Annotated in this window: 22 protein-coding genes; 14 read left to right on the top strand and 8 right to left on the bottom strand. The window is 60.9% G+C overall.

The annotated features are described in order from the left end of the window. Window positions 1-38: 38 nt before the first annotated feature. The 4 genes from ACMX25_RS17280 to ACMX25_RS17265 all read right to left on the bottom strand — a co-directional run bounded on the left by ACMX25_RS17280 (window position 39) and on the right by ACMX25_RS17265 (window position 2,687). Window positions 39-1,106 carry a hypothetical protein gene (locus ACMX25_RS17280; protein WP_414951218.1) on the bottom strand — a complete coding sequence of 356 codons (1,068 nt, stop codon included), beginning with the start codon at window positions 1,104-1,106 and terminating at the stop codon, window positions 39-41. Between the two features lie 143 nt (window positions 1,107-1,249). Continuing rightward, entirely contained in the window at window positions 1,250-1,555 is a 306-nt protein-coding gene (locus tag ACMX25_RS17275; protein ID WP_414951217.1) for a DUF4148 domain-containing protein, read from the bottom strand. An 84-nt stretch (window positions 1,556-1,639) separates the two neighbouring features. Next, window positions 1,640-1,936: a hypothetical protein gene (locus ACMX25_RS17270; RefSeq protein WP_414951216.1), complete on the bottom strand. Its 297-nt coding sequence runs from the start codon at window positions 1,934-1,936 to the stop codon at window positions 1,640-1,642. A gap of 67 nt (window positions 1,937-2,003) precedes the next feature. Beyond that, window positions 2,004-2,687, bottom strand: a complete 684-nt coding sequence (locus ACMX25_RS17265; protein ID WP_414951215.1) for a DJ-1/PfpI family protein — start codon at window positions 2,685-2,687, stop codon at window positions 2,004-2,006. Between the two features lie 103 nt (window positions 2,688-2,790). Between ACMX25_RS17265 and ACMX25_RS17260 the strand changes: the two genes are divergently transcribed. The 4 genes from ACMX25_RS17260 (at window position 2,791) to ACMX25_RS17245 (ending at window position 9,345) form a co-directional block, all read left to right on the top strand. Next, entirely contained in the window at window positions 2,791-3,771 is a 981-nt protein-coding gene (locus tag ACMX25_RS17260) for a GlxA family transcriptional regulator (protein ID WP_414951214.1), read from the top strand. Between the two features lie 164 nt (window positions 3,772-3,935). Further along, entirely contained in the window at window positions 3,936-5,174 is a 1,239-nt protein-coding gene (locus tag ACMX25_RS17255; RefSeq protein ID WP_414951213.1) for an MFS transporter, read from the top strand. A 202-nt stretch (window positions 5,175-5,376) separates the two neighbouring features. Continuing rightward, window positions 5,377-8,298, top strand: coding sequence for a sensor domain-containing phosphodiesterase (locus ACMX25_RS17250; RefSeq protein ID WP_414951212.1), 2,922 nt, complete (start codon window positions 5,377-5,379; stop codon window positions 8,296-8,298). A 102-nt stretch (window positions 8,299-8,400) separates the two neighbouring features. Further along, entirely contained in the window at window positions 8,401-9,345 is a 945-nt protein-coding gene (locus tag ACMX25_RS17245; RefSeq protein ID WP_414951211.1) for an aldo/keto reductase, read from the top strand. 1,060 nt (window positions 9,346-10,405) lie between these two features. Here ACMX25_RS17245 and ACMX25_RS17240 read toward each other — a convergent pair. After that, a complete protein-coding gene (locus ACMX25_RS17240) occupies window positions 10,406-12,067 on the bottom strand; it encodes an FUSC family protein (protein WP_414951209.1) in 1,662 nt (553 codons plus the stop codon). Window positions 12,068-12,449: 382 nt separating this feature from the next. Beyond that, on the bottom strand, window positions 12,450-12,887 hold the full coding sequence (locus ACMX25_RS17235) for a hypothetical protein (RefSeq protein WP_414951208.1): 438 nt from the start codon (window positions 12,885-12,887) through the stop codon (window positions 12,450-12,452). Window positions 12,888-13,189: 302 nt separating this feature from the next. Here ACMX25_RS17235 and ACMX25_RS17230 point away from each other — a divergent pair, with 302 nt between their 5' ends. The 3 genes from ACMX25_RS17230 (at window position 13,190) to ACMX25_RS17220 (ending at window position 17,397) form a co-directional block, all read left to right on the top strand. After that, window positions 13,190-13,741, top strand: coding sequence for a hypothetical protein (locus ACMX25_RS17230; protein WP_414951207.1), 552 nt, complete (start codon window positions 13,190-13,192; stop codon window positions 13,739-13,741). A 66-nt stretch (window positions 13,742-13,807) separates the two neighbouring features. Continuing rightward, complete coding sequence (locus ACMX25_RS17225; protein ID WP_414951206.1) at window positions 13,808-15,916, top strand: phosphocholine-specific phospholipase C; 2,109 nt, start codon at window positions 13,808-13,810, stop codon at window positions 15,914-15,916. Window positions 15,917-16,545: 629 nt separating this feature from the next. Further along, window positions 16,546-17,397 (top strand): PA4780 family RIO1-like protein kinase, encoded by an 852-nt coding sequence (locus ACMX25_RS17220; protein WP_414951205.1) that lies wholly within the window; start codon window positions 16,546-16,548, stop codon window positions 17,395-17,397. Window positions 17,398-17,446: 49 nt separating this feature from the next. On the opposite strand, the gene ACMX25_RS17215 is transcribed toward ACMX25_RS17220, so the two are convergent. Further along, entirely contained in the window at window positions 17,447-18,298 is an 852-nt protein-coding gene (locus ACMX25_RS17215; RefSeq protein ID WP_414951204.1) for an NAD-dependent protein deacetylase, read from the bottom strand. 155 nt (window positions 18,299-18,453) lie between these two features. Next, window positions 18,454-19,752, bottom strand: coding sequence for an MFS transporter (locus ACMX25_RS17210; protein WP_414951203.1), 1,299 nt, complete (start codon window positions 19,750-19,752; stop codon window positions 18,454-18,456). A 107-nt stretch (window positions 19,753-19,859) separates the two neighbouring features. Here ACMX25_RS17210 and ACMX25_RS17205 point away from each other — a divergent pair, with 107 nt between their 5' ends. The 7 genes from ACMX25_RS17205 to ACMX25_RS17175 all read left to right on the top strand — a co-directional run bounded on the left by ACMX25_RS17205 (window position 19,860) and on the right by ACMX25_RS17175 (window position 25,525). Continuing rightward, window positions 19,860-20,780 (top strand): LysR substrate-binding domain-containing protein, encoded by a 921-nt coding sequence (locus ACMX25_RS17205; protein ID WP_414951202.1) that lies wholly within the window; start codon window positions 19,860-19,862, stop codon window positions 20,778-20,780. A 70-nt stretch (window positions 20,781-20,850) separates the two neighbouring features. Continuing rightward, on the top strand, window positions 20,851-22,395 hold the full coding sequence (locus ACMX25_RS17200) for an FAD-dependent oxidoreductase (RefSeq protein ID WP_414951201.1): 1,545 nt from the start codon (window positions 20,851-20,853) through the stop codon (window positions 22,393-22,395). A 7-nt stretch (window positions 22,396-22,402) separates the two neighbouring features. Beyond that, a complete protein-coding gene (locus ACMX25_RS17195) occupies window positions 22,403-23,011 on the top strand; it encodes a UdgX family uracil-DNA binding protein (protein ID WP_414951200.1) in 609 nt (202 codons plus the stop codon). A 23-nt stretch (window positions 23,012-23,034) separates the two neighbouring features. Continuing rightward, window positions 23,035-23,400 carry a DUF3175 domain-containing protein gene (locus ACMX25_RS17190; protein WP_414951199.1) on the top strand — a complete coding sequence of 122 codons (366 nt, stop codon included), beginning with the start codon at window positions 23,035-23,037 and terminating at the stop codon, window positions 23,398-23,400. A 106-nt stretch (window positions 23,401-23,506) separates the two neighbouring features. Beyond that, entirely contained in the window at window positions 23,507-23,674 is a 168-nt protein-coding gene (locus ACMX25_RS17185; RefSeq protein WP_414951198.1) for a hypothetical protein, read from the top strand. Between the two features lie 82 nt (window positions 23,675-23,756). Next, entirely contained in the window at window positions 23,757-25,055 is a 1,299-nt protein-coding gene (locus ACMX25_RS17180; protein ID WP_414951273.1) for a PQQ-dependent sugar dehydrogenase, read from the top strand. A gap of 29 nt (window positions 25,056-25,084) precedes the next feature. Beyond that, a complete protein-coding gene (locus tag ACMX25_RS17175) occupies window positions 25,085-25,525 on the top strand; it encodes a hypothetical protein (protein WP_414951197.1) in 441 nt (146 codons plus the stop codon). Window positions 25,526-25,591 lie beyond the last annotated feature (66 nt).

The following is a 25,591-nucleotide window of genomic DNA, read 5'->3' as shown; positions in this document are numbered from 1 at the left end:
ATACAGGTGGGTCAAGCTTCGCCGCTAATTACGCGCGCCTACCCCGCAGGAATCGTCACGATCGGCGTCTTCGCGTCCTGATTGGTTTCGGCTAGCGCCATCAACATCTGCACGATCGTGAACGCGTACTTTGAATCAAAGTCGCGCCGGTCGATCCAGTATTGCGATGGCCCGTACTGAATGTCGATATACGCATCTTCCGGCGCCTTCTTACCCACGTTGACAACAATCGTCGGCCGCGTCTCCACGCCGATCAATCCAATCGTCGGCTTGGTCGACCCGTGCGTCACCAGCTCATCCGGAACCCGGACCTGCGCGCCAAGGTCCGTCAGAATCCCGAGCACGGAACGCGTGACCATTGGAATCCGTTCGCCACGCTGAGCCGATTGCCCATACACCACCTCGTAGGTCTTGGTTTTCGGCGAGAGCTTCAGCAGCCTGCGCACCAGCGCGAGATCCGCCGACGTATCTCCGCTTTCGCCGCTCGTGGTCGCGCCGAGCGTGAAATAAACACGGCCGCCTTTATCTTCATCCCGCGACTCGACGTTGAGCTGGCCAGCTAGTTGAAGCCGTCGCAATGCCTGGATCAACTCGAAGAAACCAACGCTGCCGTTCGCGTTCGGGCCGCCCATCGCGTTCGCGTTCTGCAGGCCGCCAATCGACTGCGCGGTAATGCGCAACAACAAGTCGATTGGAATCGCGCTCTCTGCCAGCGGCAGGACGAGCGTCGGCGCAAGCGGGCGAATATAGGCCGTCGCGAACGCCTGCCCTGTCGTTGGCGTGAATGTGAACGTTGGATGATTGGAGTACGAAACACTGCCGTTGGCCGCAGCGAAATTCTGCGTCGTGTCGCCTGCGCTGAGCGTGGAACCGGCGGTGGCATCGAAGGTATAGGCGGCAATGATCTGGCTGACGCTCAAGAAGGCGGGCGAATCCGCAAACCGGATGCCGACAATAGCCGCGAGTATTTCTCGCTTCTTGGCTTCACCGAGTGCTCTTGCATAATCGACCTGATCGGCCTTGAGACGGTTTGCACCAAGCGTGGTGCAACCGCTGGCGGCGACGCAAACACACAATACAGCGGACATCAGGGCTTTTCTTCTCATTCACGAGTCGACCATCGTTAGTGCGGGCAGCAGGCTGCCGCCCAGCCAACGGCCGCCGTCGCAACTTTCGTTCCCCGCCAATGCGTTAGCAGACCGTGCAAATGTCGATGGGCTCGGTTGATACCTTTTCCGTCAGCAATCCGTCAGTTAGCATTCGTGGTCGCCGGTGCGCCGGTCGCGCCCGTTGCACCTGATCCGTAAGTGGCTTTCTCGGCCTTCTGAATGTCGTTCGGATAGTTCGACTCGCTTGCCGTCGGCCTATACCCATGGTTCTCCAGATTTTTCAGATCGGCCTTTTCCGATGCGCGAGTGGTCGGTCCATTACCCGGTTGCGCCGTGGCGCCCGTCGCTGCGGACTGCGCATAAACCGGGTTAGTGAAAGCTAAAGAAAGTGCCGCGCATGTAAGCGCGGATGCAAGGAACACTCGCGAAAAATGAAAATTCGACATGGTCGTCTCCCGGGTTGTCGTTTGTCGTTACTTGCACAGCATTGGGCATTCCCGGGATACCGGCATGGACCTACATACGCGAAGTCACTGCCCGTTCGCCTTGTCCTCGGCCTTGCGCAAATCATTCGGGTAATCGTTGCGATCCCCTGCGGGGTTATAGCCGTTCTTCTCCAGCTTGCTTAGTTCCGCCGAGTTCTTTGCCCGGGCCGCTTTTCTATCGGCTTTGCGTTGCGCTTTCTGCGCCTGCTTAGGCGTTAGGGGTGCCGGCGCCGGCGTGGCCGGCGTTGCATCGGTACTCTGGGCAAATGCGTCAGGCGCGCCGCCCAGCACGATGCCGAGCGAGGCGAGAACCGTGATTGAAGCAATCCGTGCGCGTGGCATGGCATCCGCCTTCTGTTAAAAGCACCCGGGCGCATCGGCATTGCGCCGGGCCTGCCGCATATTCAAGCTATAAATTCAGCCGCGCCGCTGCGCGCTCGACGATGGCAGCGCGCTGAGCACGTCCTGCTTCACCGCGACTCCACAGCAGATCCACCACCGCCTTCGGCGCCGTGTCGGGCGTACCTGAATTAAAGGGCGGCGCGGGCGCATATTCCAGCTGAAGCTGAATTGCCTGCGCTTCCGTTTCGCCGATCAAGCCAGTAAGCAGCGTCAGCGCAAAATCGATGCCCGCCGTCACGCCGCCGCCGGTCATCAGGTTGCCGTCCTGAACAACGCGCTCCTTGACAGGAATCGCGCCGAAGCTTTCCAGGAAATGATGGGCCGCCCAGTGCGTGGTCGCGCGCCGTCCGCGCAGCAAACCAGCCGCTCCCAACACCAGCGCACCCGTACACACCGATGTGACGAAGCGGGCCTGCGCCGCCTGCCGCCGGATGAAATCGAGCGCGATGTCATCCTCCATCAATTCGCCGACACCCAATCCGCCCGGCACGCACACGACATCGAGTGCGGGGCAATCGGCGTAGGTGATGGTGGGCGTCAGCACCAGACCGCTGGTCGCCTGGATCGGATCGAGCGTTTTTCCAATCAGGTGGACGGTCGCGTCCGGCACAGACGCAAACACGTCGTGCGGGCCGGTCAGGTCGAGTTGCTGAACGCGTGGGAAGACGAGAAAACCGATATGCAATGTCATGGCGATGAACCTTCAAATGGAAGTAGACGCACCTACAATACCTCGCTACGATTTGGCGAAATTGTCAATCAACCCTCGTTTCACGCCAACCCGGTTTCAAACCATGAACAATGCTCCGCGCCGTATCGACATCCTTGCGTTTGCAGACGTCCAGTTGCTCGACGTCGCCGGACCGCTCCAGGCGTTCGCCTCCGCCAATGAACTCTCGCTGGCGCGCGGAGCCGACGCACCGTATATCGCGCGTGTTGTCGCTGCAACTGCAGGGGAGATCCAGAGCACCGCGGGCCTCGGCCTGTTCGCCCAGCCCTTGCCGGCCGCTCGGCAAACGACCGACACGCTGATCGTCGCGGGCGGACGCGGTGTGCATGCGGCATCGAAAGATCCGGCGCAGGTGGCCTGGGTCAGGGAGCGCGCGGCACAGTGCCGGCGGGTTGCATCGGTATGCACGGGGGCATTTTTGCTGGCGGCCGCGGGCTTGCTCGACAAACGCCGTGCGGTTACGCACTGGGCGCATTGCGAGCATCTTGAAGCGCGTTATCCGGCCGTGCGCGTCGACCCCGCGCCCATTTTTATCCGTGACGGCGCGCTGTGGACCTCGGCGGGCGTGACAGCCGGCATCGATCTCGCGCTGGCATTGATCGAGGACGATCTCGGCAGCGCGCTTGCGCTCGATGTAGCACGCGAACTCGTGGTGTTCCTCAAGCGGCCGGGCGGTCAGGCGCAGTTCAGCACGACGTTGTCGTTGCAAAAAACCGGCGATCGCTTCGGCGAGTTGCACGCTTGGATCGCCGAGAACATGTCCGCCGATTTGTCGATCGCGATGCTGGCCGAACGCACGGGCATGAGCGAGCGCAGTTTCGTGCGCCACTATCGGGCGCAAACGGGGATCACGCCTGCTCGCGCCATCGATCAACTGCGCCTGGAAGCTGCACGCCGGCTGCTTGGCGATACGTCGTTTCCGGTCAAGCGGGTGGCCGCGCGTTGCGGATTTGGATCGGAGGAAACCATGCGGCGCAGCTTCCTGCGTTCTATAGGTGTCACACCGCAGGCTTACCGTGAGCGTTTCTCGGCAGGAGGACACTGACGACACAAACGCGTCAGGCCGCGCCACAGTCACACAGGACTAATGCTACGGCAGCGCAGCAACGTTATTTAGCACGGCCGTTCGAGCCTTGGCGCATGCGAAACATTTATTCTTTCGCGATAATGCTGCATTGCGCCTTGCTCACAATTCACAATTTCCCGTCAATGTCCATTATCGATGTCCCTAACGACCCGCTCACGCGCGTGATCGCGCCTCATGGTGCGGGGCCCGCCGAACTCGCCCTCGCTATCGGCGGGCTGGCTATCGGCACCGGCGAGTTCGCGTCCATGACCATCTTGCCGGTCATCGCGAACGGCCTCGGCACTTCGCTGCCCGTGACCGGCCACATCATCAGCGCTTATGCGTTGGGCGTAGTGATCGGCGCGCCGCTCATCACCATTTTCTTCGCCAAGATCCCGCGCCGCGCGATGTTGATCGGCTTGATGCTGATGTTCGCATTCGGCAACCTGCTCAGTGCGCTCGCGCCAAATTACACGCTGCTGCTGATCGCGCGCTTTATTTCCGGCGTGCCGCATGGCGCGTATTTCGGTGTAGCGGCGTTGACCGCCGCGTCGCTCGTGCCGCCAGACCGGCGCGCGCGGGCGGTGGGACGCGTGATGCTGGGACTGACGATCGCCAATATCTTCGGCATGCCGCTCGCGACCTGGCTCGGTCAGTGGCTCGGCTGGCGCGCGGATTTCCTGCTGGTAGGCGCGCTCGGTATTCTTACGATGATTGGCGTGCGCATCTTTCTCCCGCCCATTCACGCGGGTGGCGCCACGCCGCGCCGCGAGCTTGGCGTGTTCAGGCGCCTGCAGGTCTGGCTGACACTGTCGGTGATCGCGGTCGGATTCGGCGGACTATTTGCCGTGTACACCTACATTACGCCGACGCTGCTGAACGTGACCCACGTGGCTCCCTGGCGCGTGCCGCTGCTGCTCGGCGCGCTGGGTGTCGGCATGACGGCGGGCAGCCTGATTGGCGGCGTGCTGGCCGACAAGTCGCGGCTCTGGACCATCTTCGGCATGCTGATCTGGAACGCCGCTGCGCTGGCCGCTTTCGCCTATTCTTCGGCCAACGAATGGACTGCCACGCTCAACTTGTTCGCGATGGGACTCGGCATCGCCGTGGTCCCCGCCGTGCAGACGCGCCTGATGGACGTGGCCGGCGACGCGCAGACCGTTGCCGCCGCGCTCAATCATTCGGCCTTCAACATTGCGAATGCGTTGGGTGCGTGGGCTGGCGGCGTAGTGGTCGCGATGGGTTTCGGACTCGAGGCGACGGGCTGGACCGGTGCCCTGCTCGCGTGTGGCGGAATTGTGCTGCTGGGTGTTTCCGTGGCGGTCGAGCGACGCTCACTGATGTCCGGCCCCGCGACGGCATGCAGTTCGTCGGGCGCGTGATAAAAGCCCTTTATCAAAGCCCTTTTTTGAAAACGCTCAAGCCGTAAGCCGTGCTGCCGTTATAGTGATCAGGTGCGTGCATGCGCGTACAAACGTAGGAGCGGGTATTTTTGACGCCTCCAGTGTCCGAATGAAAAATAGACATATCGACATCGAACGAGATTGAATCAGGAGCCGGGGCAGCCTTCGGCTCGGAGCGCCGATGAACGTCCTTTCCGCTAACCCCAGCACGCCGATGGCCGGCGTCAGCAGCGACAATTCCGCTGCAGACGTCGCCCGCACGATCATTGACCCGACGCGGTGGACCCACGCGGAAAGCTCGGTCGATGTGCTGTTGCGCAGTGCCGGGTCGAAAGTCGATACCACCGCCTGGGCGTGGTATCAGGTCGGCGAGGACATGCATCTGGCGGGTCAGGGCGATGCAGCGCAAATGTGGCCCAACCTTCTCACCGCCGACACCTTCCATCCCTTTTGCACGGCGCAGCGCCTGTGTCTCTGGCCAACGGGCAGCGGCGAAAGCATTCTCGGCTGGCTGCTCGCGCCCGCCAGCCACGCGGGAAGTCCCGCGCTTGCCAACCTTGCCCGCAGCCTGGGTGAAGCCCTGCAGACCGACGCGCTGACGCGGGCACAAAATACCCAACGGGTACTCTACGAAATCGCCTACCTTGCGAGTTCCGTGCGCGAACGGTCAGCGTTTTTGCTCGGCGTACACCGGCAACTCGCCACGCTGATCGACGCGGAAAATTTTTACCTCGCGCTTTACGACGCGCCGAGCGGCAGAATCACGTACCCGTATTACGTCGATGTGATCGATACCTGCGCGCTCGAATGTGCGATGTACGACACCCTTGATCCATCACGCTTGTCGCTGACGGGCCAGGTGCTGACGACGGGTCAGCCGATGCTCATCGACAGCGCCGGGATCCACGCCGCCGAGCAGGAAAACCGCTTCTTTTGCGTGGGTGATTGCCCTGAATTCTGGATGGGTGCACCGCTCAAGAACGCTTCCGACGAAGTCTTCGGCATGATCGCCATGCAGGTGTACGACGTCTCGCGAATCTACAGCCTGGAGGATCGCGCGCTTTTCCTGGTCGTTGCGCGGCATGTGGCAATGGCGCTTGACCGGATACTTCATCGGGACGATCTGGAAGAAACGGTATCGCGCCGCACTGCTGAGTTATCCGAACTGAATCGCGCGTTGAGGCAGGAAATTGCAGAGCGCAAACGCGCCGAACACTTGCAAGGTGCGTTGTTCCAGATTGCTGAATTGTCGAGCCGGCATGGCGACATGATGGAGTTTTTCCAGAGCCTGCACGGGATTGTCGGCGAGTTGCTGTATGCGCAAAACTTCTACATCGCGCTGGTCGACAGCACGACGGAGACCGTGTCCTTTCCTTATTACGTCGACGAGTTGCTGAACGATCATCCCATGCCACGGCGTAACCGGCGCGGCTTGACCGAGTACGTGATCGGACAACGCCGTCCCTGTCTGATCGACCTCGCTGAAGCCACGCGACTGATTGACAGCGGCGAAATAGAGCGCTCCGGTGAGAGCATCAAGCTGCGCTCGTGGCTGGGCATTCCGCTGTTTGATGGTGACGTCGTACGCGGCGTGCTTGCTGTTCAAAGCTATTCCACGCGCGTGCGTTACTCGCTACGCGACCAGGAATTGCTGACGTTCGTCTCGCGCCATATCGATACCGCCCTCTCGCGGCGCAGCGCCGCCGAAGCCCTGCATGCCGCCAACCATGAGCTTGAGGAGCGCGTGCAGAATCGCACGCGCGAACTCGATCTCGCCAACGCCCGGCTGCAACACGAAAACTCGCACGACGCGCTCACCGGGCTGCCGAACCGCAGCCACTTGCTGCAGCGGCTGAGCGAGGCGTGGCACGATCATCATCGCGAAGGCGAGCAATTGGCCGTGATGTTTATCGACCTCGACCGCTTCAAGGTGGTGAACGACAGTCTTGGGCATCATTTCGGCGACCTGCTGCTGATTCAGGCCGCGGCCCGTCTGCGTAGCTGCCTGCGCGATGTCGATCTGCTCGCGCGTCTCGGCGGCGACGAGTTCGCGGTGCTGTCGCCGGGTGCGCCGCTCGATACGGCCGTGGCTATCGCCGAGCGGATCCTGGCGGCGTTCGACTTGCCGTTTCACATCGACGATCACGTGGTGTTTTCGTCGTGCAGCATTGGTATTGTCAGTCCCGACAGCCAGTTTCACAGCGAGCCGGCCGATCTCCTGCGCGATGCCGATACCGCGATGTATCGCGTGAAGAACGGCGGCCGCGACAGTTTCGTCGTATTCAACCATGCGCTGCGCCGCGAGGTGTCGGACCAGGTCGAACGCGAAGGGGCATTGCGCAATGCGCTCAAGCGCGACGACGAACTGGTGCCGTATTTTCAGCCTATTGTCTGCGTGAACAGTGGCCAGCTTGTGGCGCTGGAAGCGTTGATCCGATGGCGCCAGCCCGACGGCCGCGTCATTGCGCCGGGCGAATTCCTGCCGGCGGTAGAGGGTTTGCGTTTGATCGGGCGGCTTGATCTCTACATGCTCACTCGCGTTGCGGTAATTCTCGCGCAGCCGCAGCATGCTGACTGGCCGCCCGTGCATGTGAACTGTTCGAGCTACAGCATGACGCGCCCTGAGTTCGCCGACGACGTCCTCGCATTGCTCACGCGTCATGGCGTTGCGCCGGCGCGGATCTGTCTCGAACTGACTGAGGGCGCGCTGGTTGCCGAGCCCGAGATGGCCAGGCGTTCAATGCAGCGTCTCGCCGATCACGGCATGTCGGTTGTACTCGATGACTTCGGCGCTGGATTTTCGTCGCTGAGTTACGTGCATCAATACCGTTTCAGCGGCCTGAAAATCGACCAGTCGTTCATCTTCGAGCTGACGACGAGTCCGCGCAGCCGAGCGATCGTACGGGCAATCGTGCGGATGGCGGAGTCGCTGGACCTGACGCTCGTGGCGGAAGGCGTGGAAGACGCAGCCACGCTCGCGGTGCTGCGCGAGATGGGTGCGGCGCAGGCGCAGGGGTATTACTTCGCGCGGCCCATGCCACTGAAAGAGCTTTTGCTGACCACGCTCGCGCCGCGTTTGCAGGTGCTGACTCAAGAGCCTTGAGAGTTTGATCGTTCGGTTGCCTGGTCGCTGAATACCGCGCTCGCGACGAAGCTTTGGGACTTCGCCTATCCTGTGAGCTGATCCGTTACGGCGAGCCTGCTCATGCGCTCCACTTCCGCCGACGCACGCCGTCGGCGCATCCTCCTTGCCGCCGGCAGCGCGCTGCTGCCCTTGAGCCTGCCCACGGGCTACGCGCAAACATCCTCCTCGGCGATGCCGTCGGCGCGCATGAACACGCGCCCTATTCCGTCCACGGGTGAGGCATTGCCAGTGGTGGGTTGCGGCACTTGGCGCACCTTCGATGTCGGCGACAATCTTCAGGCGCAGGCGTCGCTCGCCGATGTGCTGCGAATCCTCTTTGACAACGGCGGTTCGGTCATTGATTCATCGCCGATGTATGGATCGTCGGAAGCAGTCGCCGGGGCGGTGCTGACGCGCATTGACGGGCACGGCCGCGCGTTCATCGCGACCAAGGTATGGACTGAAGGCCGCGAAGCGGGCATTGCGCAAATGGAGGAGTCGATGCGGCGCCTTCAACAACCGCGCATCGACTTGATGCAGGTTCACAATCTGCTCGATTGGCGCACGCAGCTCGCCACGCTGCGTGAATGGAAGGCGCAGGGGCGGATTCGCTATATCGGCATCACGCATTACACGTCGGGCGCGTTTGCCGAAGTGGAAGCTGTTATGCGTTCCGAGACACTCGACTTCGTCCAGATCAACTATGCCGCCGATGACCGTGCCGCTGAAGAACGCTTGCTGCCGCTTGCGCGGGAACGCGGGATTGGTGTGATCGTGAATCAGCCGTTCGGCGGTGGCGGATTGCTGGGTAAGCTTAAAGGTCAGCCGGTGCCGGAGTGGGGTAAGGCGATTGGATGCACGAGCTGGGCGCAACTGTTGCTCAAGTTCGTGCTCGCACATCCGGCGGTGACATGCGTGATTCCCGGTACCGGGCGGCCTGAGTATATGCGCGACAATGTGCGTGCTGGATTCGGTAGTTATCCGGATCAATCGATGAGGAAGCGGATTGCGGCAACAGTCGGATAAGGGGTGCTCGCGCCGGTGGACGGGGTTGGGCGGGGGGCCGGGGTGCTAGGTTCTTGCGTTAGCGGTCGGGGTCAATGCCGGGGTGCTAGGTTCTGGGGTTAGCGGTCGGGTTCATTGCCGGGTTGCTGCTTTCGGGGTTAGTGGTCTGCTTAGGTTAGCTGATTTCTTTATCACTATTAGCCACTGCGCGTGGCAGCGCGTCATTTCTTTGTCCAAAGCGACAAAGAAACGAAGCAAAGAAAACGCTTTCACCGCTCTACCCTAAGTGTCCACAGCGTGCAGTTTCTATTCATGGGTGCCCCAAAAGCACGGTGCTCGCAAGAGCTTAGGATGTGTGAACCCCTCCTTCTCGCGAATCCTGACAGTAAAACGCTTCGCCCCGTACGCTCTCGGGCAAGCACCATTGACGGAACCTGCCCAAGGAGCACCCCGCGCTATACGCGGAAAACCTTCCACAGAATTTGTACGCATGTCGAACCACTTCGCCAAGCACTAGGAAACAAGGCCACCCAAACACGTAACGCCGTACCCCACGAAAACGTCCATGCGATTCACCAGCCAACTCACCAAAAATTGAAGCAATAAATCCACCGCGGATTCAATCTGTGATCCGCAACGCGGGACATGCGGCCCCTTCGGCGCAGACTGTTCAACCAAGCTACTAAGAACCGGCACCTCAAATATGCGTGGCGCCGTGCCGGTTCGTGGGGCACTGGTGCTCGCCCGAGAGCGTACGGGGCGAAGCGTTTTACTGTCAGGATTCGCGAGAAGGAGGGTTTCACACATCCGTGGCTCTGGCGAGCACCGTGCTTTTCGGGTACCAATGAATCAAAACTGCACGCTGTGGACACTTAATTTTTAGAGAGGTGAAAGCGTTTTCTTTGCTTCGTTTCTTTGTCGCTTTGGACAAAGAAATGACGTGCCGCCACGCACAGTGGCTAATAGTGATAAAGAGAACAACTAACACTAAATGCGCAAAGACCTGGAAAGCAGCAACCCGGCAATGACTCAGACCGCTAACGCCAGAACCTAGCAACCCCGCCCCATCCCCTGAACATCCCTACCGCAAAACGACCAACTCCCGTAAACCCGCCACGTCCGGGCCCGACGTCCCCCTCCCCGATCGCGCCACAAACAACGCCATCGCCCCATCGAAACGAGCACGGGCATCATCAGCCGCAACAACCGCCGCGCCGTGCGCTGTCTCCCTGACCAATTCCCGCGCCGCCTGCACGCAGGCAAACAACGGCCCAACAGCAAGTTCCATCTGCGTGTTCCAAGCAAACACCCGTTGCGTTTGCAACGGCCGCAGTGCGATGCGCAACTCGTGCCAGCGCCGATCGAGCGCACGCATCGCCACGAGTGGATCAATCCCAAGCCCTGGCCCATCACCGCGCGTAGCGCAAACACGCAAAACCTCATCGAGCGCATCAAGCACGCCGCTTACCTTGACATCGACGTGATGCGACGTCCGCAGCGGCATCATCAATACCGCAACCGCTATGGACACAACACAGCCAACGAACACCTCCTCCACACGCATCTCGATCAGCGGTCCAATAGCAAAACCCAACTCGCCATAGACCAGCCCCACCAACACGGTAATGAAAAACACGCCCTGCCCATACAAAGTCAGGATGAAGTAAGCCCATCCAAACACGCACGCAGCCATCGCAGCAACCAACAGCCACGGCATGCCATGAAACGCGCCAACAAGCGCAGCACTAACGGCCACGCCCGCGAGCGTGCCAAGCACACGTTCGCCGGTCTTGCGGATCGTGTCGCCGCGCGACCGTGTGCCGAGGAACACCACAAAGGTCGTAATGACCGCCCAGAACCATCGCTCCGGCGACACCGAATGACCAATCAGCATCGCGATCAGCGCGGCGGTCGTCGCGCGGCAAGCCGGCATCCAGCAAAGCGCATCTCGCAAAACGAAAGCAGCACCGGCTGGCCGCTTCGCGCCCGCCTTCACCGCGCGCGCGGTCGACGCCACCGCGTCGCCGCTCGCACGCGATAAACGCCGAAGCGCAACCCGCAGACGAACATTGCTTCGATCAAGCCGGCTCGAATCCACAGCATGCTGGGCCGCCGCAACCTCGACATCAATGAGGCGCGCCCGCACCCGCTGCGCGCGCGGAAAATCGAGCAACCCAAGCTGCTCTTCAACAGCGAGCGCCGCTTCGTTTAAAAGCGACAAATGGCGCATGGCATCGGGCGCATCTGCGCGACGGTCGGCAAGCACGGTCTCCGCACGCTGCGCCACCGCAGTCAGCGCACGACGCAAAGTGGCCTCGGGCCGCGTCGGCACGAGCACGCAACCCGTGAATGCCACGCAAGCGAGCGCGATCATCGACAGCCCCAGCATCATCAACACATGCGCGAATTCCGGGTGAAGATAAAGTCCTAAGTAAAACGAAACAACTGCCGTCATCGCTGCGCCGAGCGCGCGCGGACCGCATGCCTGCACCAGCATCGCCGCGAACAGTACGGCAAGGAACACGGCATCCGCCACGAGTGGCCAGGCTGCCAGCGTGCTCGCCGCGATCAGGCTCGCAGCCCCCGCGCCATAGATAACAGCTAGTGAGCCGAACCAGCCACGCGCGGTGGCATCGCGAAGAAATAGCGGCGCGATCATCGCGAAGAGCAACGCGAACGCGGCAAGGGTCGGCGGCCGATGTGTGTGGACCATCCAGCCGATCGTCATGACACCCGTCAGCACGCAAGCAATCGAGCTGCGAAGCGCGGTGTGAAAACGCAGTAGACCAGGGTCGGAGCCAAGCAGGCGGGCAAGCAGATGCGATGAAGAGAAGACAGCGCCACGAGTCGTGGGTCGGTGATCTGGTGCGCGGCGGAAACCTCGCGCGACCGAGTGTAGGAATGCTGCAATGGACATGTGTAATACCCGGGACAAGTGTCGGTAGCGGCTTGTGGCCGGTTCCGATATAAAAAGTCCGCCTCGCAGCGGACCCTCTTGTTTGGTGCGTCAGGCAAAACGTTCGACCGGGATCACCGGACCAGCGCAATGCATGTGACGCACGCGAAGCGTAGTGCCGCCTCGCGTATACCCGCATATTACCGTGTCAAAATTCCTGTAACCGGGTTTACCCGATTTGTGCCGGCCGCCGCATTTCATTGACCGCGCCGCACGCCTCTTCCACGACTTGCGCCAGTTCGGCAAGCTGGGCTTCCGCAGTCGACGTTGCCTCGGCCAGCGACAGGACCGCAGCGTCAAGGTCGGCAGCGGCGCCGTCGTTATCGGTAAAAAATTTCAGGGGCAGGGCTGCGAGCGCTTCAGCATTTGCCGATGCCTGGTCGGTCAGCGCGCACAGGCGCACCAGGTTCTCGCACAAGGATTCGAGGGCGTCGGTTGCGTAGCGGCAAAGTGCGGCGTCGCTTGCGGGATCCTGGGCCACTCCGTTCAGCGTGGCTTGCGACTTCTCGACCTCACGTGCAAGCGCGTAGCTCTGGTCACGTGCAGCGGCAAGGCGCACCGCGTAGTCGCTAAGTTGCAAGACCCGCTGCGCCGTATCGGTGAACATCGTGTTCTCCTGTGTCGTCCGGTCGGCCAGATGCGTTTGGGATCAACTGAATCTGACGCGACCGAACCGCAACAATGTTGTTTTGTCCGGCCGGCGTTCCTTGTCGAGCACACAGGAGTCGCCGTTGCGGGGCTTCGGTTGAACAGCCAGCGACAGTCGATTAGCTGCCACTGCTCACCTCTTTACGGCATGTAAATCGTAAGCTTTAACGAATTTTTCATAAGCATGTGCTTTTCCGCAGAGTAGGCCTGGACAAACTCTGGGCGCTGTCGCGACGACCCGGCAAATCCGGTCAGCAGACCTTGATAAAGAACGATTTGCCCTTTCCATTGCTGTTGATATTCCCTTCTTTAATCAAACATATTAATTACGATTTAATTACGTTATATACGCCTAAATATCTGCGTTACGGATCTTATTTCGATTATTTAATAATTCCTACACGTGTAATTTCTATCCTCTGGCTTGCTCTTTCCCGCCGCCATCCGCATGCGCATGGCGGCGTCATGCAAACCGTCCAGAGGACGCTTGTGCTTAGCAAATTATCTAGAGTCGACTGGCTGTGCGGAGCCGTGCTCGTGTGCACGATGCTCGCCGCATGCGGGGACCACGGCGCGAACCACAACCAGCCGTCGGCGTCCACACCAACGCCGGATCAGTCCTCAGTTTCATCCTCATCCGCTTCTTCTATTCAGCAAACCGATGCATCCGCTGCACCGGGATCGTCGGACATACAAAGCTGGGCTTTGCAGCAAACCCGGCCAGCAACAGTGACGTCCAGTCTGACGCAAGCACCCCCGCCCGCAGCCGCTTCCGATCCCTTGTTGCCTCCGGTCATTCACGAAGCCGAGTGACATTGACGCAACACGAAGCGGCGGGCGAGCCTGATCAAGCCTTCCCCCCACGACCGACAGAGACCCATGAACTTAAAAAGCCGACGTGATTTTCTCAAGGCTGCCGCACAGGCAGCCGGTTCCGCCACCGCACTCGGTATCGTGCCGCTTGGCATCCGCAATGCACTTGCCATTCCCGCTAACAACCAGCACGGCAGCATCAAGGACGTCGAACATATCGTCGTGCTGATGCAGGAAAATCGCTCCTTCGATCATTACTTCGGCACGCTCCAGGGCGTACGCGGTTTTGGCGATACGCGCGCCGTGCAGCTGCCGAATGGTCAGCCCGTGTTCAACCAGCCGATCGCTGCGGGACTCGGCGAAGTGCTGCCGTTCCGTCCGAGCGCGCCCGATCTCGGCCTCCAGTTCATCCAGGATCTGCCGCACGACTGGACCACGGGCAAAGGTGCTTACAACCAGGGCCGTTACGATCAGTGGGTCCTGTACAAAGGCACCACCACGATGGCGTATCTCACGCGCCAGGACATTCCGTTCCACTACCAGCTCGCCGACGCCTTCACCATTTGCGACGCGTACCACTGCTCGATCAACTCATCGACGGATCCGAACCGCTATTACATGTGGACCGGCTGGGTGGGCAACGACGGCAACGGCGGCGGCCCGGTGATCGACAATGCCGAACTTGGGTATAGCTGGTCGTCGTATCCGGAAGTGCTTCAGAACGCGGGCATTTCGTGGAAGATCTATCAGGACATTGGCACCGGACTCGATGCAAACGGCTCATGGGGCTGGACCAGCGACAACGCGTACATTGGCAACTATGGCGACAACGCGCTGCTTTACCTGAATCAATATCGCAATGCGCAGCCTGGCAACCCGCTGTATGACAAAGCGCGCACCGGTACGAATGCGGCAGCCGGCGATGGCTATTTCGATATCCTCAAGCACGACGTGCAAAACAACACGCTGCCGCAGGTCTCATGGATTGTGGCGCCCGAAGCGTTCTCCGAGCATCCGAACTGGCCGGCCAATTACGGTGCGTGGTACGTCGACCAGGTGCTGCAAATCCTGACGTCGAATCCGGAGGTTTGGAGCAAGACGGTACTGCTAATCAACTACGACGAAAACGATGGTTTCTTCGATCACGTCGTGCCACCGTTCCCGCCCTCGTCCGCCGCGAACGGAAAATCCACCGTCAGCACCGTCAACGAGATCTTCCCGGGCAGCAGCAGCTATCAGGCAGGCCCCTACGGTCTTGGAACACGAGTGCCCATGCTGGTGGTCTCGCCCTGGTCCAAAGGCGGTTACGTGTGCTCGGAACTGTTCGACCATACCTCGGTGATTCAATTTATTGAAACGCGTTTTGGTTCGCGTGCAAACGTTACCGAATCGAACATCACGCCATGGCGCCGGGCGATCTGCGGCGACCTGACGTCCGCGTTCAATTTCAAGACCCCGAACGCCTCCGTTCCCACGTTGCCGGACACGAGCGGCTACGCCCCTACGCAACAGATTCGTCATCCTGACTATGTGCCGGTGCCGCCCGCGGTTCAGGCCATCCCGAAACAGGAACCCGGCGTACGCCCCGCCCGCGCGTTGCCCTATGAATTCTTCGTTCACGTCCATACGAATACAGGCAAGGGCGTGAGCTTCGATTTCATTAACACGGGCAATGCCGGCGCGACCTTCCTCGTGTACACGGCCAACAGCCTGACTGCGCCAAGCTGCTATACGGTCGAAGCCGGCAAACGCCTGCAGGACCAGTTCCCGCTGACTGCCACCAATACGTACGACTTCATCGTGTACGGTCCGAACGGCTTCCTGCGCCGCTTTACCGGCACGGCGGTCCAGCAGCACTGGTGGAATGACAAGCAGGCGCTGCCGGAAGTGGCCGAGGGTTACGACGTCGCCAACGGCAACCTGCAATTGCGCCTGAAGAACCTGGGCACGACGAGCTGCAATTTCAGCATCGCGAACGCCTACACGCCGGGCACGGTCATCACGCGCCAAGTGCGTGGCGGCGACACCGAAAGCCTCTATCTCGACCTGCGCGGATCGTATGGCTGGTACGACCTGAGCATTACCACCGCCTCGGACACGACCTTCGTGCGGCGTCTCGCGGGACACGTGGAAACCGGCAAGAGCAGCATGTCCGACCCGGCACTCGGAAGCTGAAATGTGAGCTGTCCATCGAAAACGCCGCTGCGAGCAGACTCGCAGCGGCGTTTTTTTATTGGGCAGCCGAATGTCGTCTAATCAATCAACGACGATAAAAGCTCTTTAAACTGTCGCGCTAATGTAAGCAAAGAAGTATTAAGGATGTGATTAGACGAATGCCCCGTTGCTCAGCGGCCCGGTTGGGGCGTAATCGGGCCGGCTTCGATCACCGACCTTGGTTCATATGAAGTAATAAAACTCGTACGAAAAGCTTTAACAAATCTGCTTTAAATCCGCAAGCCCGCAATGTGCCTGGCCTGCAAACAGGCGTCAGATGGCACGCTCGCTGGGTGGATAAGGCATGAGGGGCTGAGAAACGTGCGTTGCCTTTGTTTGCAAACCAAGCGTGGCGGATTCGCCCAATCGCTCAGGCAACGGCGTGACAAAGGGCAAGCTGGAACGCGCTTTCGCCGCGGGGTTGTCGGTTGACTGAGCCAATGGAAAGCCGGGCCGCCCAGCCCTGGCGTCCACTTCTGCCCGGGCAAATCCGCGTTGCCTTTATAATCCGCCATGATTCCAATTTCCCGCCTCCCCGCCTGCCACCCCCTTCGCGCCTTCCGCGAAGTCCTCTTCTATGCGGTGGCCGTATGAAAACTCCGAAAAGGCTGCTGCCGTTGCTGGAAGAAGGTCTGATCGACGAAGTGATCGGCCAGTTGATGAGCGGCAAGGAAGCAACCGTCTACGTCGTGCGCAGCGGCGACTCCACCCGTTGCGCGAAGGTCTATAAAGATGCGAAGCAGCGCAGCTTCCGGCAAGCCGCTTCCTACCGCGAAGGCCGCACGGTGAAAAACAGCCGGCAAGCGCGCGCGATGGAAAAAGGCACGCGCTACGGCCGCCAGATGCAGGAAGAAGCGTGGCAAAACGCCGAGGTCGATGCACTCTTCCGCCTCGCCAATGCCGGCGTGCGTGTGCCGCAACCGTACATCTGCACGGATGGCGTGTTGCTGATGGAACTGGTCGTCGATGCACAGGGCGACGTCGCGCCGCGTCTGAACGATGTGGACATGAGCCACGAGCGCGCGCTTGAGTTGCATGAGTTGCTACTGAGTGAAGTCGTCCGCATGTTGTGCGCCGGCATGATTCACGGTGATCTCTCCGAATACAACATCCTGCTGGCCGCCGACGGTCCGGTGATCATCGATTTGCCGCAGGCCGTGGATGCCGCCGGCAATAACGAAGCGGCAGCCATGCTGCAACGTGACGTCGATAACCTCGCGACTTATTTCGGCCAGTTCGCGCCTGAATTGCTGAAGGCAAGTTATGGCAAGGAGATGTGGGCGTTGTATGAGGCGGGGTTGCTCTCCGTCGATACAAAGCTTACGGGTCACGTGGAAGTGGACACCACACCGGTCGATCTCGAAGCGGTCATGCAGGAAATTGAAGACATTCGGCTTGAAGAGGAAGCCCGGGTTAGACGTGAGCAGGAACTCGATGGGTAGGTCTCTCGCGCTGGTGTTTTTGGAGCGTTTGGCGGGCTTCGGTCCACCCCTACGCTTCCAATTCCCTCACCAGCGCATCAAGCGTCAACCCACATGGCGCTTCGACCTTCAGTTGCAACAGCGCATCAGCCCGCGTCTTCCCAAGATTGACCGCGGCAATCGGTTTGCCGGCACGCGCGGCCCACTCGCAGAAGCGAAATCCCGAATACACCATCAACGATGAACCAAGCACGAGCATGGCATCGGCCTGTTCAAGAGCCGCAGCCGCCGCGTCTACGCGCCCCCGTGGCACACCTTCGCCGAAAAACACCACGTCAGGCTTGAGCAAACCGCCGCAGCGCGTACAAGACGGCGCGTGAAAAGCGTCGAAGTCATAACCCTCAAGTTGCGCATCGCCATCCGCTACTGGCAACGCAGCGAGACCCACGAAGCTCGGGTTATCGGCGATAAGTCTCTGCTGGAGCGCGGCGCGTGAGATTTCATCGCCGCATTCCATGCACCGCACCCGGCCGATATTCCCATGCAGTTCAATGACGTCCGTATTGCCCGCACTCGTATGCAATCCATCGACGTTCTGCGTGACAAGTCGCTCGAACAGACCCAGGCGCTCGAGCCTCGCAACCGCGAGATGCGCGGGATTCGGTGCGGCACCCGCGACCAGCGGCCAGCCGATCATGCTGCGCGCCCAATATCGCTTGCGGGAGAACTCCGAGCCCATGAAATCTTTCAGCAGGATAGGCGCTCGACCGGTACGCTGCCCTTCCGTATCCCGGTAGCAAGGTATTCCGGATTCCGTACTAATTCCGGCACCCGACAAAATGAACAGCCGAGGATGCCGTTCGACGAAATCGTAGAGAGGGTTTAAAAGCGCTTGAGACGCGTAATCCGGCAGATTTTTCATCCTCGGAATAGTAGCGGCAACGCGCTTTTTCTGCTGAAACGCGGTTCGGTCCCTTTGCACCACAGTGATGACGTGGAGCGTCGAAATAAAGTCCCCAACTTGTAGACGAATAGCCCCCGCCCCTTTCGCATTGAGACTGGCCCGCGGCCGATTCGTTACAACACCCGAGCCCCGAGCTTCACTGACTTCACCGGTTTCGGAAACAACGGATAGGCGATCAATGCGCAGACAGCCGTAGCGAGCCAGACAACGCCCCACGATCCGGCCGCAAGCAAATGCGGAATGCACAGCGGCGTCAGGAACAAGCCGAAATACACCGCTGTATTGACCATGCCAAGCGCCGTGCCCGCGCGATCCTTGCCGGCCAGCGTCGCGAGTTCCGTGTACGCCACGCCGTGCCACGCGGACACGCAGATCCCGGCAAACGCGATCAACCCCATCAGCAACACTTCCGGCATCCGGTGAACGAACGTAACCGCAGCGCCCAGCATCACGAACGATGCCACCGCGACCAGCGTCGACCCACGCAGATATCCTCGCCGGTTGCCGCGTTTATCGGTGAAACGGCCGCTCGCGACGCGCATGATCATCGCGCCGAGCTGGACGGTGACCATCGTCGCGGTAATGCCTGCTATGCCGACGTGTCCGAAGTCATGCAAAAACACGGTGGCGAAAGTCAGCACCGCGAACTGCGGCACGCACAAAATGCCGATGCCCGCCACGACACGCCAGATCATCCCGTCACGCAGCGGACTGACAATCGCTGCGGGTGACAGCGGTGAAGTCGCGTTCGAACCGGCATGCGTCACGACAGGCACCTCGGGCGGCTCGTGCAGCCAGAACCAGGTGAGCACGCCCGAGACCGCGCACATGACCGCCAGCACCCCGAAAACCGGCCGAAACCCGCCTGTGGAGGCAAGCCAGGGCAGGACCAACGCGCCCAGGCCGCCGCCCAGCGGCACGGCGGTCTGGCGGATGCTCATGGCCAGGCCGCGTTCGCCCTCCTGGAACCAGCGCATGACCGCGCGCCCGCTGGAACCGTTCACGCTCCCGCCGATTAGACCAACCAGACACATCGACAGCACCAGCCATACCAAGCCCGGAACTGCCGCTTGCGACGGCACGACAAACAACATCATGGAGAGCAGCGCGGCAGCGGTCGCAGTCAAACCAGTCAGCAAAATGGGTCGGTCGCCCCAGCGATCAGTAGCCACACCCCACGGCAACTCCGAGAGCGCGGTACCCAGCCCAATGGCCCCCAGCGCCAATCCCAGCGCTGCGTTGCTGAGGTGATAATCCGCGCGCAGCCAGACGGCGGTCGTGGGAATGCCCGCGACGGCAGCCGAAAAACTCACGTTCGCGGCCACGCCGACGCCCAGCACTTTCCACCGGTGCGACGCGTCCAGCGCGCGACGCGGCATGGCCGGCAAGGGGATTGCGGACTGAGTTTCCATGCTTTTCTCTCGTGAATGCTGTCGATGAACTCAGTATCGCGGTTTATCATCGTCCTGAATATCAAGTAATATTGAATCGATAATTCGACAAAACAGGATGATCGACCATGTCACAAACCAATTTCGATGTCGCTTCGCTGCGGACCTTCGTGGTCGGCATGGAACTGGGAAGCTTCGCGAAGGCGGCGGACCGCGTCGGGCGCTCGACCTCTGCCGTCAGCGCGCAGATCAAGAAACTGGAGGAGCAATCGGGCGCGCCGCTGTTCAAGAAAGCCGGCCGCAATCTGGCGCTCACCGAAGCGGGCGAAACCATGCTGCGGTTCGCGCGCAGGCTGGTCGATCTCAACGACGAAGCCGCTGTCGCCGTGCGTGGCCCCGACCTCGAAGGCTGGGTGAGGCTTGGGCTCCAAGAAGATTTCGGCGAAGCGATGTTGCCCGATGTCCTCGGCCGGTTCTCGCGAGCGCATCCGAAAGTGCGGATCGAAGCACGGGTCGCGCGCAATACGGAACTGCTCAGCCGGATCGATTCGAGCGACCTCGACCTTGCGCTGATCTGGGACGACGCGGTCTCGTTGGCCCATGAACTTCCAGGCAGCGACCGGCACGAGATCATCGCCGAGCCCGGGATGTGCTGGATCGGTTCATCAAGCTTGCCGTGGAATCCCGATCCGGCAGAACCGCTGCCGCTGGTTGCGTTCGATCGCGCCTGCCTGTTCTTCAGCGCCGCCACCGACGCGCTCGATCGCGCGAACATCCGTTGGCGCGTCGCGTTCACGAGTCCGAGTCTCTCCGGCCTGTGGGCCGCCGCGGCAGCGGGACTTGGACTGACCGTGCGCACGCGCTATGGCTTACCCGCTTCCGTCAGTGCATTCGAGGGCCGCGATCTGGGCTTGCCCGCGCTGCCGTCGCTGCCGCTGTCGCTTGTGCGCGCGTCGGTTACGCCCACGCCGCCGGTGCAACAGCTCGCCGCGCTCATCCTTCAATCCGTACGAGGCGACGCGGCGTCGCTGGACCGGATCGCGGCGTGAGCGGCGCTGCGCCCAAATTCGACGGCCCGCTTTTTGCTGAAACCCGGAGAACGACTGACGGGAGTGCAAAATGGCCGGTTCCATGCAGCGAGCAGCAAGATTCGATGATCTTCGAGAGGACCGGGGCACGCGCGTAAGCATTGCCGATACCCCCATCCTGCTGGTCCGCGAAGGCGACCAGGTACACGCGTTTTCAGCGGATTGCCCGCACGCCGGCGCGCCACTCGAGGAGGGCGCGATCTGTAACGGCCGCATCGTTTGCCCGTGGCATAAGGGCACGTTCGCGGTTGCCGATGGCAGCCTGATCGAGCCGCCGCCGCTGACTGGATTGAGACGCTATCCGGTCACTATTGAAAACGGCGATGTACTGGTTTCTCCACACGCGCAAGACGAACCCGCGCGCACGCCGACGGCGGACACCCGCACGATGGTCGTAATCGGTGCGGGCGCAGCGGGTGCAGCCGCTTGCGCCACGCTGCGCGAAGCCGGCTTCGAAGGCCGCCTTGTACTGATCGGACCCGAGCACGGCATGCCCTACGATCGCACGGCGCTCAGCAAGTTCGTGCTTGCCGGCGACATGCCGCCCGAGGAAATCCCGCCGCTATTGCCCGACGATTTCCTGTCGACGCAACGGATTGAGCGTATTGAAGCAAACGTCGAAAGTCTCGACGCCGGCACGAAGCAAATCAATCTGCCTGACGAACTCATCCTGCATTACGACGCCGCGCTGATCTGCACAGGGGGCATCCCCAAGCCGATGGATGTGCCCGGTTCCAACCTTCACGGCGTTTTCCTGCTGCGCTCGCGAGACGACGCCGCCATGATTCTTTCTTCGCTCGAAGGCGCGAAGAAAGCGTTGATCGTGGGGGCAAGTTTCATTGGGCTGGAAGTGGCTTCATCGCTGAGAAAACGAGGGATCGATGTGACCGTCGTCGCGCCTGGAAAGGTCCCGCTCAGCTCGCAATTCGGCGATGAACTAGGCCGCATGTTTCAACGCCTGCACGAGAAAAACGGCGTGGTCTTTCGCATGGAGTCGAAAGTCACGGCGTTCCTGGGCGATGACGTCGTTAAAGAGGCCGAACTGAAAAGCGGCGAAAAATTGCCGGCGGATGTGGTGATCATCGGTACGGGCGTGCGCCCGGCTACCGACTTCCTGCATGGCGTCGAGTTAGCGGATGACGGCGGCATTCCCGTGGATTCATCGATGCAAGTCGCCGGTCTCGCGCCGGGTCTTTACGCGGCAGGCGACATCGCGCAATTCCCCCTGCCTCGCTCCGACAAAACGCTGCGCATAGAACACTGGCGCGTCGCTCAACAACAAGCGCGTGTCGCTGCGCTGAACATGGCCGGCGGCGATGAACATTACACCGGCGTGCCGTATTTCTGGACCTATCACTTCGAAAAGCGCCTCGAATATCTCGGCCATGGGAGCGAGCACGACGAGGTGGTGATCGACGGCGATCTCGATGCGCTCGCGTTCATTGCGTATCTGCTGAAAGATGGTCACGTTGCGGCGGCCGTCGCATGCGACCGCGAAGCGCCCTCCGCGCGGCTGGCGGAAGCCATGCGGGTCCCCTTGACGCTCGCGCAAGCGCGCAGCGCCGCGGCCGGTTGATGCTGTCATGGCAACCCGGCCCATCGGCATTCGTCCGGACCAGCAACCGGAAAACCTCGATCAATGCCGCCGCTGCCTGTTGTGGGAAGCGGCCACGCAAGCGGTCCCGGGAGCGGGTCCACGGCATGCGCCACTGATGCTCGTTGGCGAACAACCCGGCGATCAGGAGGACCTGCAAGGCAAGCCGTTTGTCGGTCCGGCCGGCGCATTGCTCGATAGCGCGCTCGATGAAGCCGGCGTGGACCGCAGCCGGGTTTATGTGACCAACGCCGTCAAGCATTTCAAGTGGGAGCCGCGCGGCAAGCGACGGTTGCACAAGACGCCCGCACAACGGGAAGTGGACGCGTGTCACTACTGGATCGAACGGGAATTGGCGGAACACGATCCGAAGGTCGTGGTCGCGTTGGGTGCGACCGCGTTGAAGTCCGTACTGCAAAAACCGGCCGTGAAATTGCAGGCTTCAATGGGCGATGCGATCGAGCACGATGGGCGTCTGGTTATCGCAACCTTTCATCCTTCGTATGCGCTGCGAGCCCCCGATGCCGGGACGCGCGAGAGTGCGTATCGCGCGATTGTGGAGGCATTCAAACACGCCCATCGATTGATTGAAGATTGATTCCAAAGAAAGGGAGCAATAACATGGCAACCGCATCGAAGAGCAGCAATGGCAAACGCAATACCACGCGTCAGAAACACGCGCGTGCAAAGCCAAAATCGACGAGCCGATCGAACGCCAAACGCTGGTCGCATCACGTGATGGAAACGAGCGATGCAATGGATATCCAGCATGAGATTTTCAAGGAAGGCAGCGCGCAGGAGATCGCTGATTCGTTGAAAAAGTCGTCGACGCGCAGCAATCGGCGTAAAGGCACGCCGTTCCAGTCCGCCATGTCGATGCTGAATTTCTATATCAATCGTGCAGGACGAAACCTGCCGAAATCGCGTCGTACCACGCTGGATAATGCCAAGAAGCGCCTGCGTGAAGCGTTCGGCCGCAAGCCGTGATGGCAGCGCGGAAGCATCGGTGGAATGCGCCTTGCTACCTTGCTTCAGGCGCTCGCTCCAGACATGCATAACCGATGCGCACCTGCCGGTCACCCAAGGAGGCGCCATGCCTGATAACACCGATCTGAATCCCGGCGACGAAGCTGCGCCCGGCACGCCTGGAACCGGCGAAAATCTCTGTCCTGCATGCAACGGTTCGGGAAAAGAGGACGGCCAGAAGTGCGAACAGTGCAACGGCACCGGTAAAGTAGTCGAGGGGATTGGCGGTGCGTGATGACCTTCGTAGCCGCCCGTTATCCTTCCCGCAACGACGAGTGCTCAGAACAATTTTGACAGCCAGCCTGTGCGCCGCAAGCCTGAGCGCTGTCATATTGCTGGACGGTTGCGCGAACGCATCAGACAACACCGCAATGGGTTATGGCCCGAATCCCACGCTCCCTCCCCCGCATACGACGCTGATCCCCACGCTCAACGTAGCGGCCGCGAAACCCTGGCCCGAAGGCACCATGCCGGCCGCCGCGGCGGGCTTCAGCGTAACGGCGTTTGCCAAGGGACTCGATCATCCGCGCTGGCTCGCCACGCTGCCCAACGGCGACGTGCTCGTGGCCGAAAGCAATGCGCCCGCCGTTCATGATTCGAAGAGCGGCTTCAAGGGCTGGGTTGCGAAACAGTTCCAAAAACGCGCGGGCGCAGCCACTGCAAGCCCGGATCGCATCGTCCTGCTTCGCGATAGCCACCATGACGGCGTGGCAGACCAGCGCTATGTGTTCATCGACAAGTTGCATTCTCCGTTCGGCATGGTGCTGGTCGGCGACGATCTCTATGTGGCGAATACCGACGCCATACTGCGTTTCAAATACCACACGGGCGACACGTCGATTACTGGGCCCGGTGAAAAACTCACGGACCTGCCGGCAGGACCTATTGATCATCATTGGACCAAGAACCTGATCGCAAGCCGCGACGGCAAACTCATTTACGCCACGGTTGGATCGAACAGCAACGCGGGCGAGAACGGCATCGAGGCGGAGGCTGGACGCGCGTCGATCATGGAAATTGATCGGGCGACGGGCAAATCGCGGATCTTCGCATCGGGTCTGCGCAATCCCAACGGCATGTCGTGGAACCCTGAGAACGGTGCGCTTTGGACCGTGGTCAACGAGCGCGACGAGCTAGGAAACGACCTTGTCCCCGACTACATGACAGCAGTGAAAGACGGCGCTTTTTACGGCTTCCCCTACAGTTATTACGGCCAGCACATCGACACCCGCGTGAAGCCCCAAAATCCCGACATGGTCGCGAAGGCGATACCGCCTGACTATGCGCTGGGGTCGCATGGCGCTCCGCTGGGCTTCACGTTTTACGACGCCACCTTGTTTCCGGCGAAGTATCGCAATGGCGCGTTCATCGGACAGCATGGCTCGTGGAATCGCAAGCCGCGCAGTGGCTACAAGGTGATTTTCGTGCCGTTTTCCGGGGGAAAACCGTCGGGACCGCCCGAAGATATTCTCACCGGGTTCCTTTCGCCGGAAGGCGATGCGCGAGGACGTCCGGTCGGTGTGACGCTCGACCACGACGGCGCATTGCTGGTCGCCGACGACGTGGGCAACGCAGTCTGGCGCGTCACGCCGTCTTCATCGTCCGCGCAAAACTGATGGCAAAGCGCGCCGCCCCGGGGAACGGGTTGTTCGCCGCCGCCGAAGCCACGCTGATCGGTCTTTACGACGCCGGCGTGCTTGCTCCCGCCGTGCTGCAGCGTGTCATAGCTGGTTTTGCCAACAGCGCGATCAACTGGAATACCTCGCCCCGGCTTCGCACCATCGACGATAAATCGCTGCACGAAGTGGTCGCCATGACCATGATGCCGGGACGAACCTTACGCAATGCGTCGAAGGAATTTTTTGCAGTAATCGGGCATATTGGTGGTATCGGTACTGAAGAGCGCGACGGACCCGAGGAGCCCGAGGAGCCATCCGACGACGAACCCGACAGCGATCTGATCAACCAGTTATCAGGCGGCAGTGGCCGGAAAAGGGCTGCAAAAACCGCGCGCAAGACCGCGCCGTCCGCCGGCTTCAACCCGCTCCTGCATGCAACCTCTCCGCGTAAAGGCCGCCAGTCATAGCATTGCCTTTGATCCATGTCATGGTCGTGGCTGACCGTGAACCTGCCGCACGCGGCACAATACAGA

The sequence above is a fragment of the Caballeronia eucalypticola genome (genome assembly GCF_047608185.1).
Classification (GTDB): Bacteria; Pseudomonadota; Gammaproteobacteria; order Burkholderiales; family Burkholderiaceae; genus Caballeronia.
The sequence above is the reverse complement of the archived record's forward strand: the minus strand, read 5'-3'. Positions and strand labels throughout refer to the sequence as shown.

Excerpts from the sequence above, each read along its gene's own strand:
- ACMX25_RS17280 (WP_414951218.1), bottom strand. The coding sequence starts at position 1,106 with ATGAGAAGAAAAGCCCTGATGTCCGCTGTATTGTGTGTTTGCGTCGCC.
- ACMX25_RS17275 (WP_414951217.1), bottom strand. The coding sequence starts at position 1,555 with ATGTCGAATTTTCATTTTTCGCGAGTGTTCCTTGCATCCGCGCTTACA.
- ACMX25_RS17270 (WP_414951216.1), bottom strand. The coding sequence starts at position 1,936 with ATGCCACGCGCACGGATTGCTTCAATCACGGTTCTCGCCTCGCTCGGC.
- ACMX25_RS17265 (WP_414951215.1), bottom strand. The coding sequence starts at position 2,687 with ATGACATTGCATATCGGTTTTCTCGTCTTCCCACGCGTTCAGCAACTC.
- ACMX25_RS17260 (WP_414951214.1), top strand. The coding sequence starts at position 2,791 with ATGAACAATGCTCCGCGCCGTATCGACATCCTTGCGTTTGCAGACGTC.
- ACMX25_RS17255 (WP_414951213.1), top strand. The coding sequence starts at position 3,936 with ATGTCCATTATCGATGTCCCTAACGACCCGCTCACGCGCGTGATCGCG.
- ACMX25_RS17250 (WP_414951212.1), top strand. The coding sequence starts at position 5,377 with ATGAACGTCCTTTCCGCTAACCCCAGCACGCCGATGGCCGGCGTCAGC.
- ACMX25_RS17245 (WP_414951211.1), top strand. The coding sequence starts at position 8,401 with ATGCGCTCCACTTCCGCCGACGCACGCCGTCGGCGCATCCTCCTTGCC.
- ACMX25_RS17235 (WP_414951208.1), bottom strand. The coding sequence starts at position 12,887 with ATGTTCACCGATACGGCGCAGCGGGTCTTGCAACTTAGCGACTACGCG.
- ACMX25_RS17225 (WP_414951206.1), top strand. The coding sequence starts at position 13,808 with ATGAACTTAAAAAGCCGACGTGATTTTCTCAAGGCTGCCGCACAGGCA.
- ACMX25_RS17220 (WP_414951205.1), top strand. The coding sequence starts at position 16,546 with ATGAAAACTCCGAAAAGGCTGCTGCCGTTGCTGGAAGAAGGTCTGATC.
- ACMX25_RS17215 (WP_414951204.1), bottom strand. The coding sequence starts at position 18,298 with ATGAAAAATCTGCCGGATTACGCGTCTCAAGCGCTTTTAAACCCTCTC.
- ACMX25_RS17210 (WP_414951203.1), bottom strand. The coding sequence starts at position 19,752 with ATGGAAACTCAGTCCGCAATCCCCTTGCCGGCCATGCCGCGTCGCGCG.
- ACMX25_RS17205 (WP_414951202.1), top strand. The coding sequence starts at position 19,860 with ATGTCACAAACCAATTTCGATGTCGCTTCGCTGCGGACCTTCGTGGTC.
- ACMX25_RS17200 (WP_414951201.1), top strand. The coding sequence starts at position 20,851 with ATGGCCGGTTCCATGCAGCGAGCAGCAAGATTCGATGATCTTCGAGAG.
- ACMX25_RS17195 (WP_414951200.1), top strand. The coding sequence starts at position 22,403 with ATGGCAACCCGGCCCATCGGCATTCGTCCGGACCAGCAACCGGAAAAC.
- ACMX25_RS17190 (WP_414951199.1), top strand. The coding sequence starts at position 23,035 with ATGGCAACCGCATCGAAGAGCAGCAATGGCAAACGCAATACCACGCGT.
- ACMX25_RS17185 (WP_414951198.1), top strand. The coding sequence starts at position 23,507 with ATGCCTGATAACACCGATCTGAATCCCGGCGACGAAGCTGCGCCCGGC.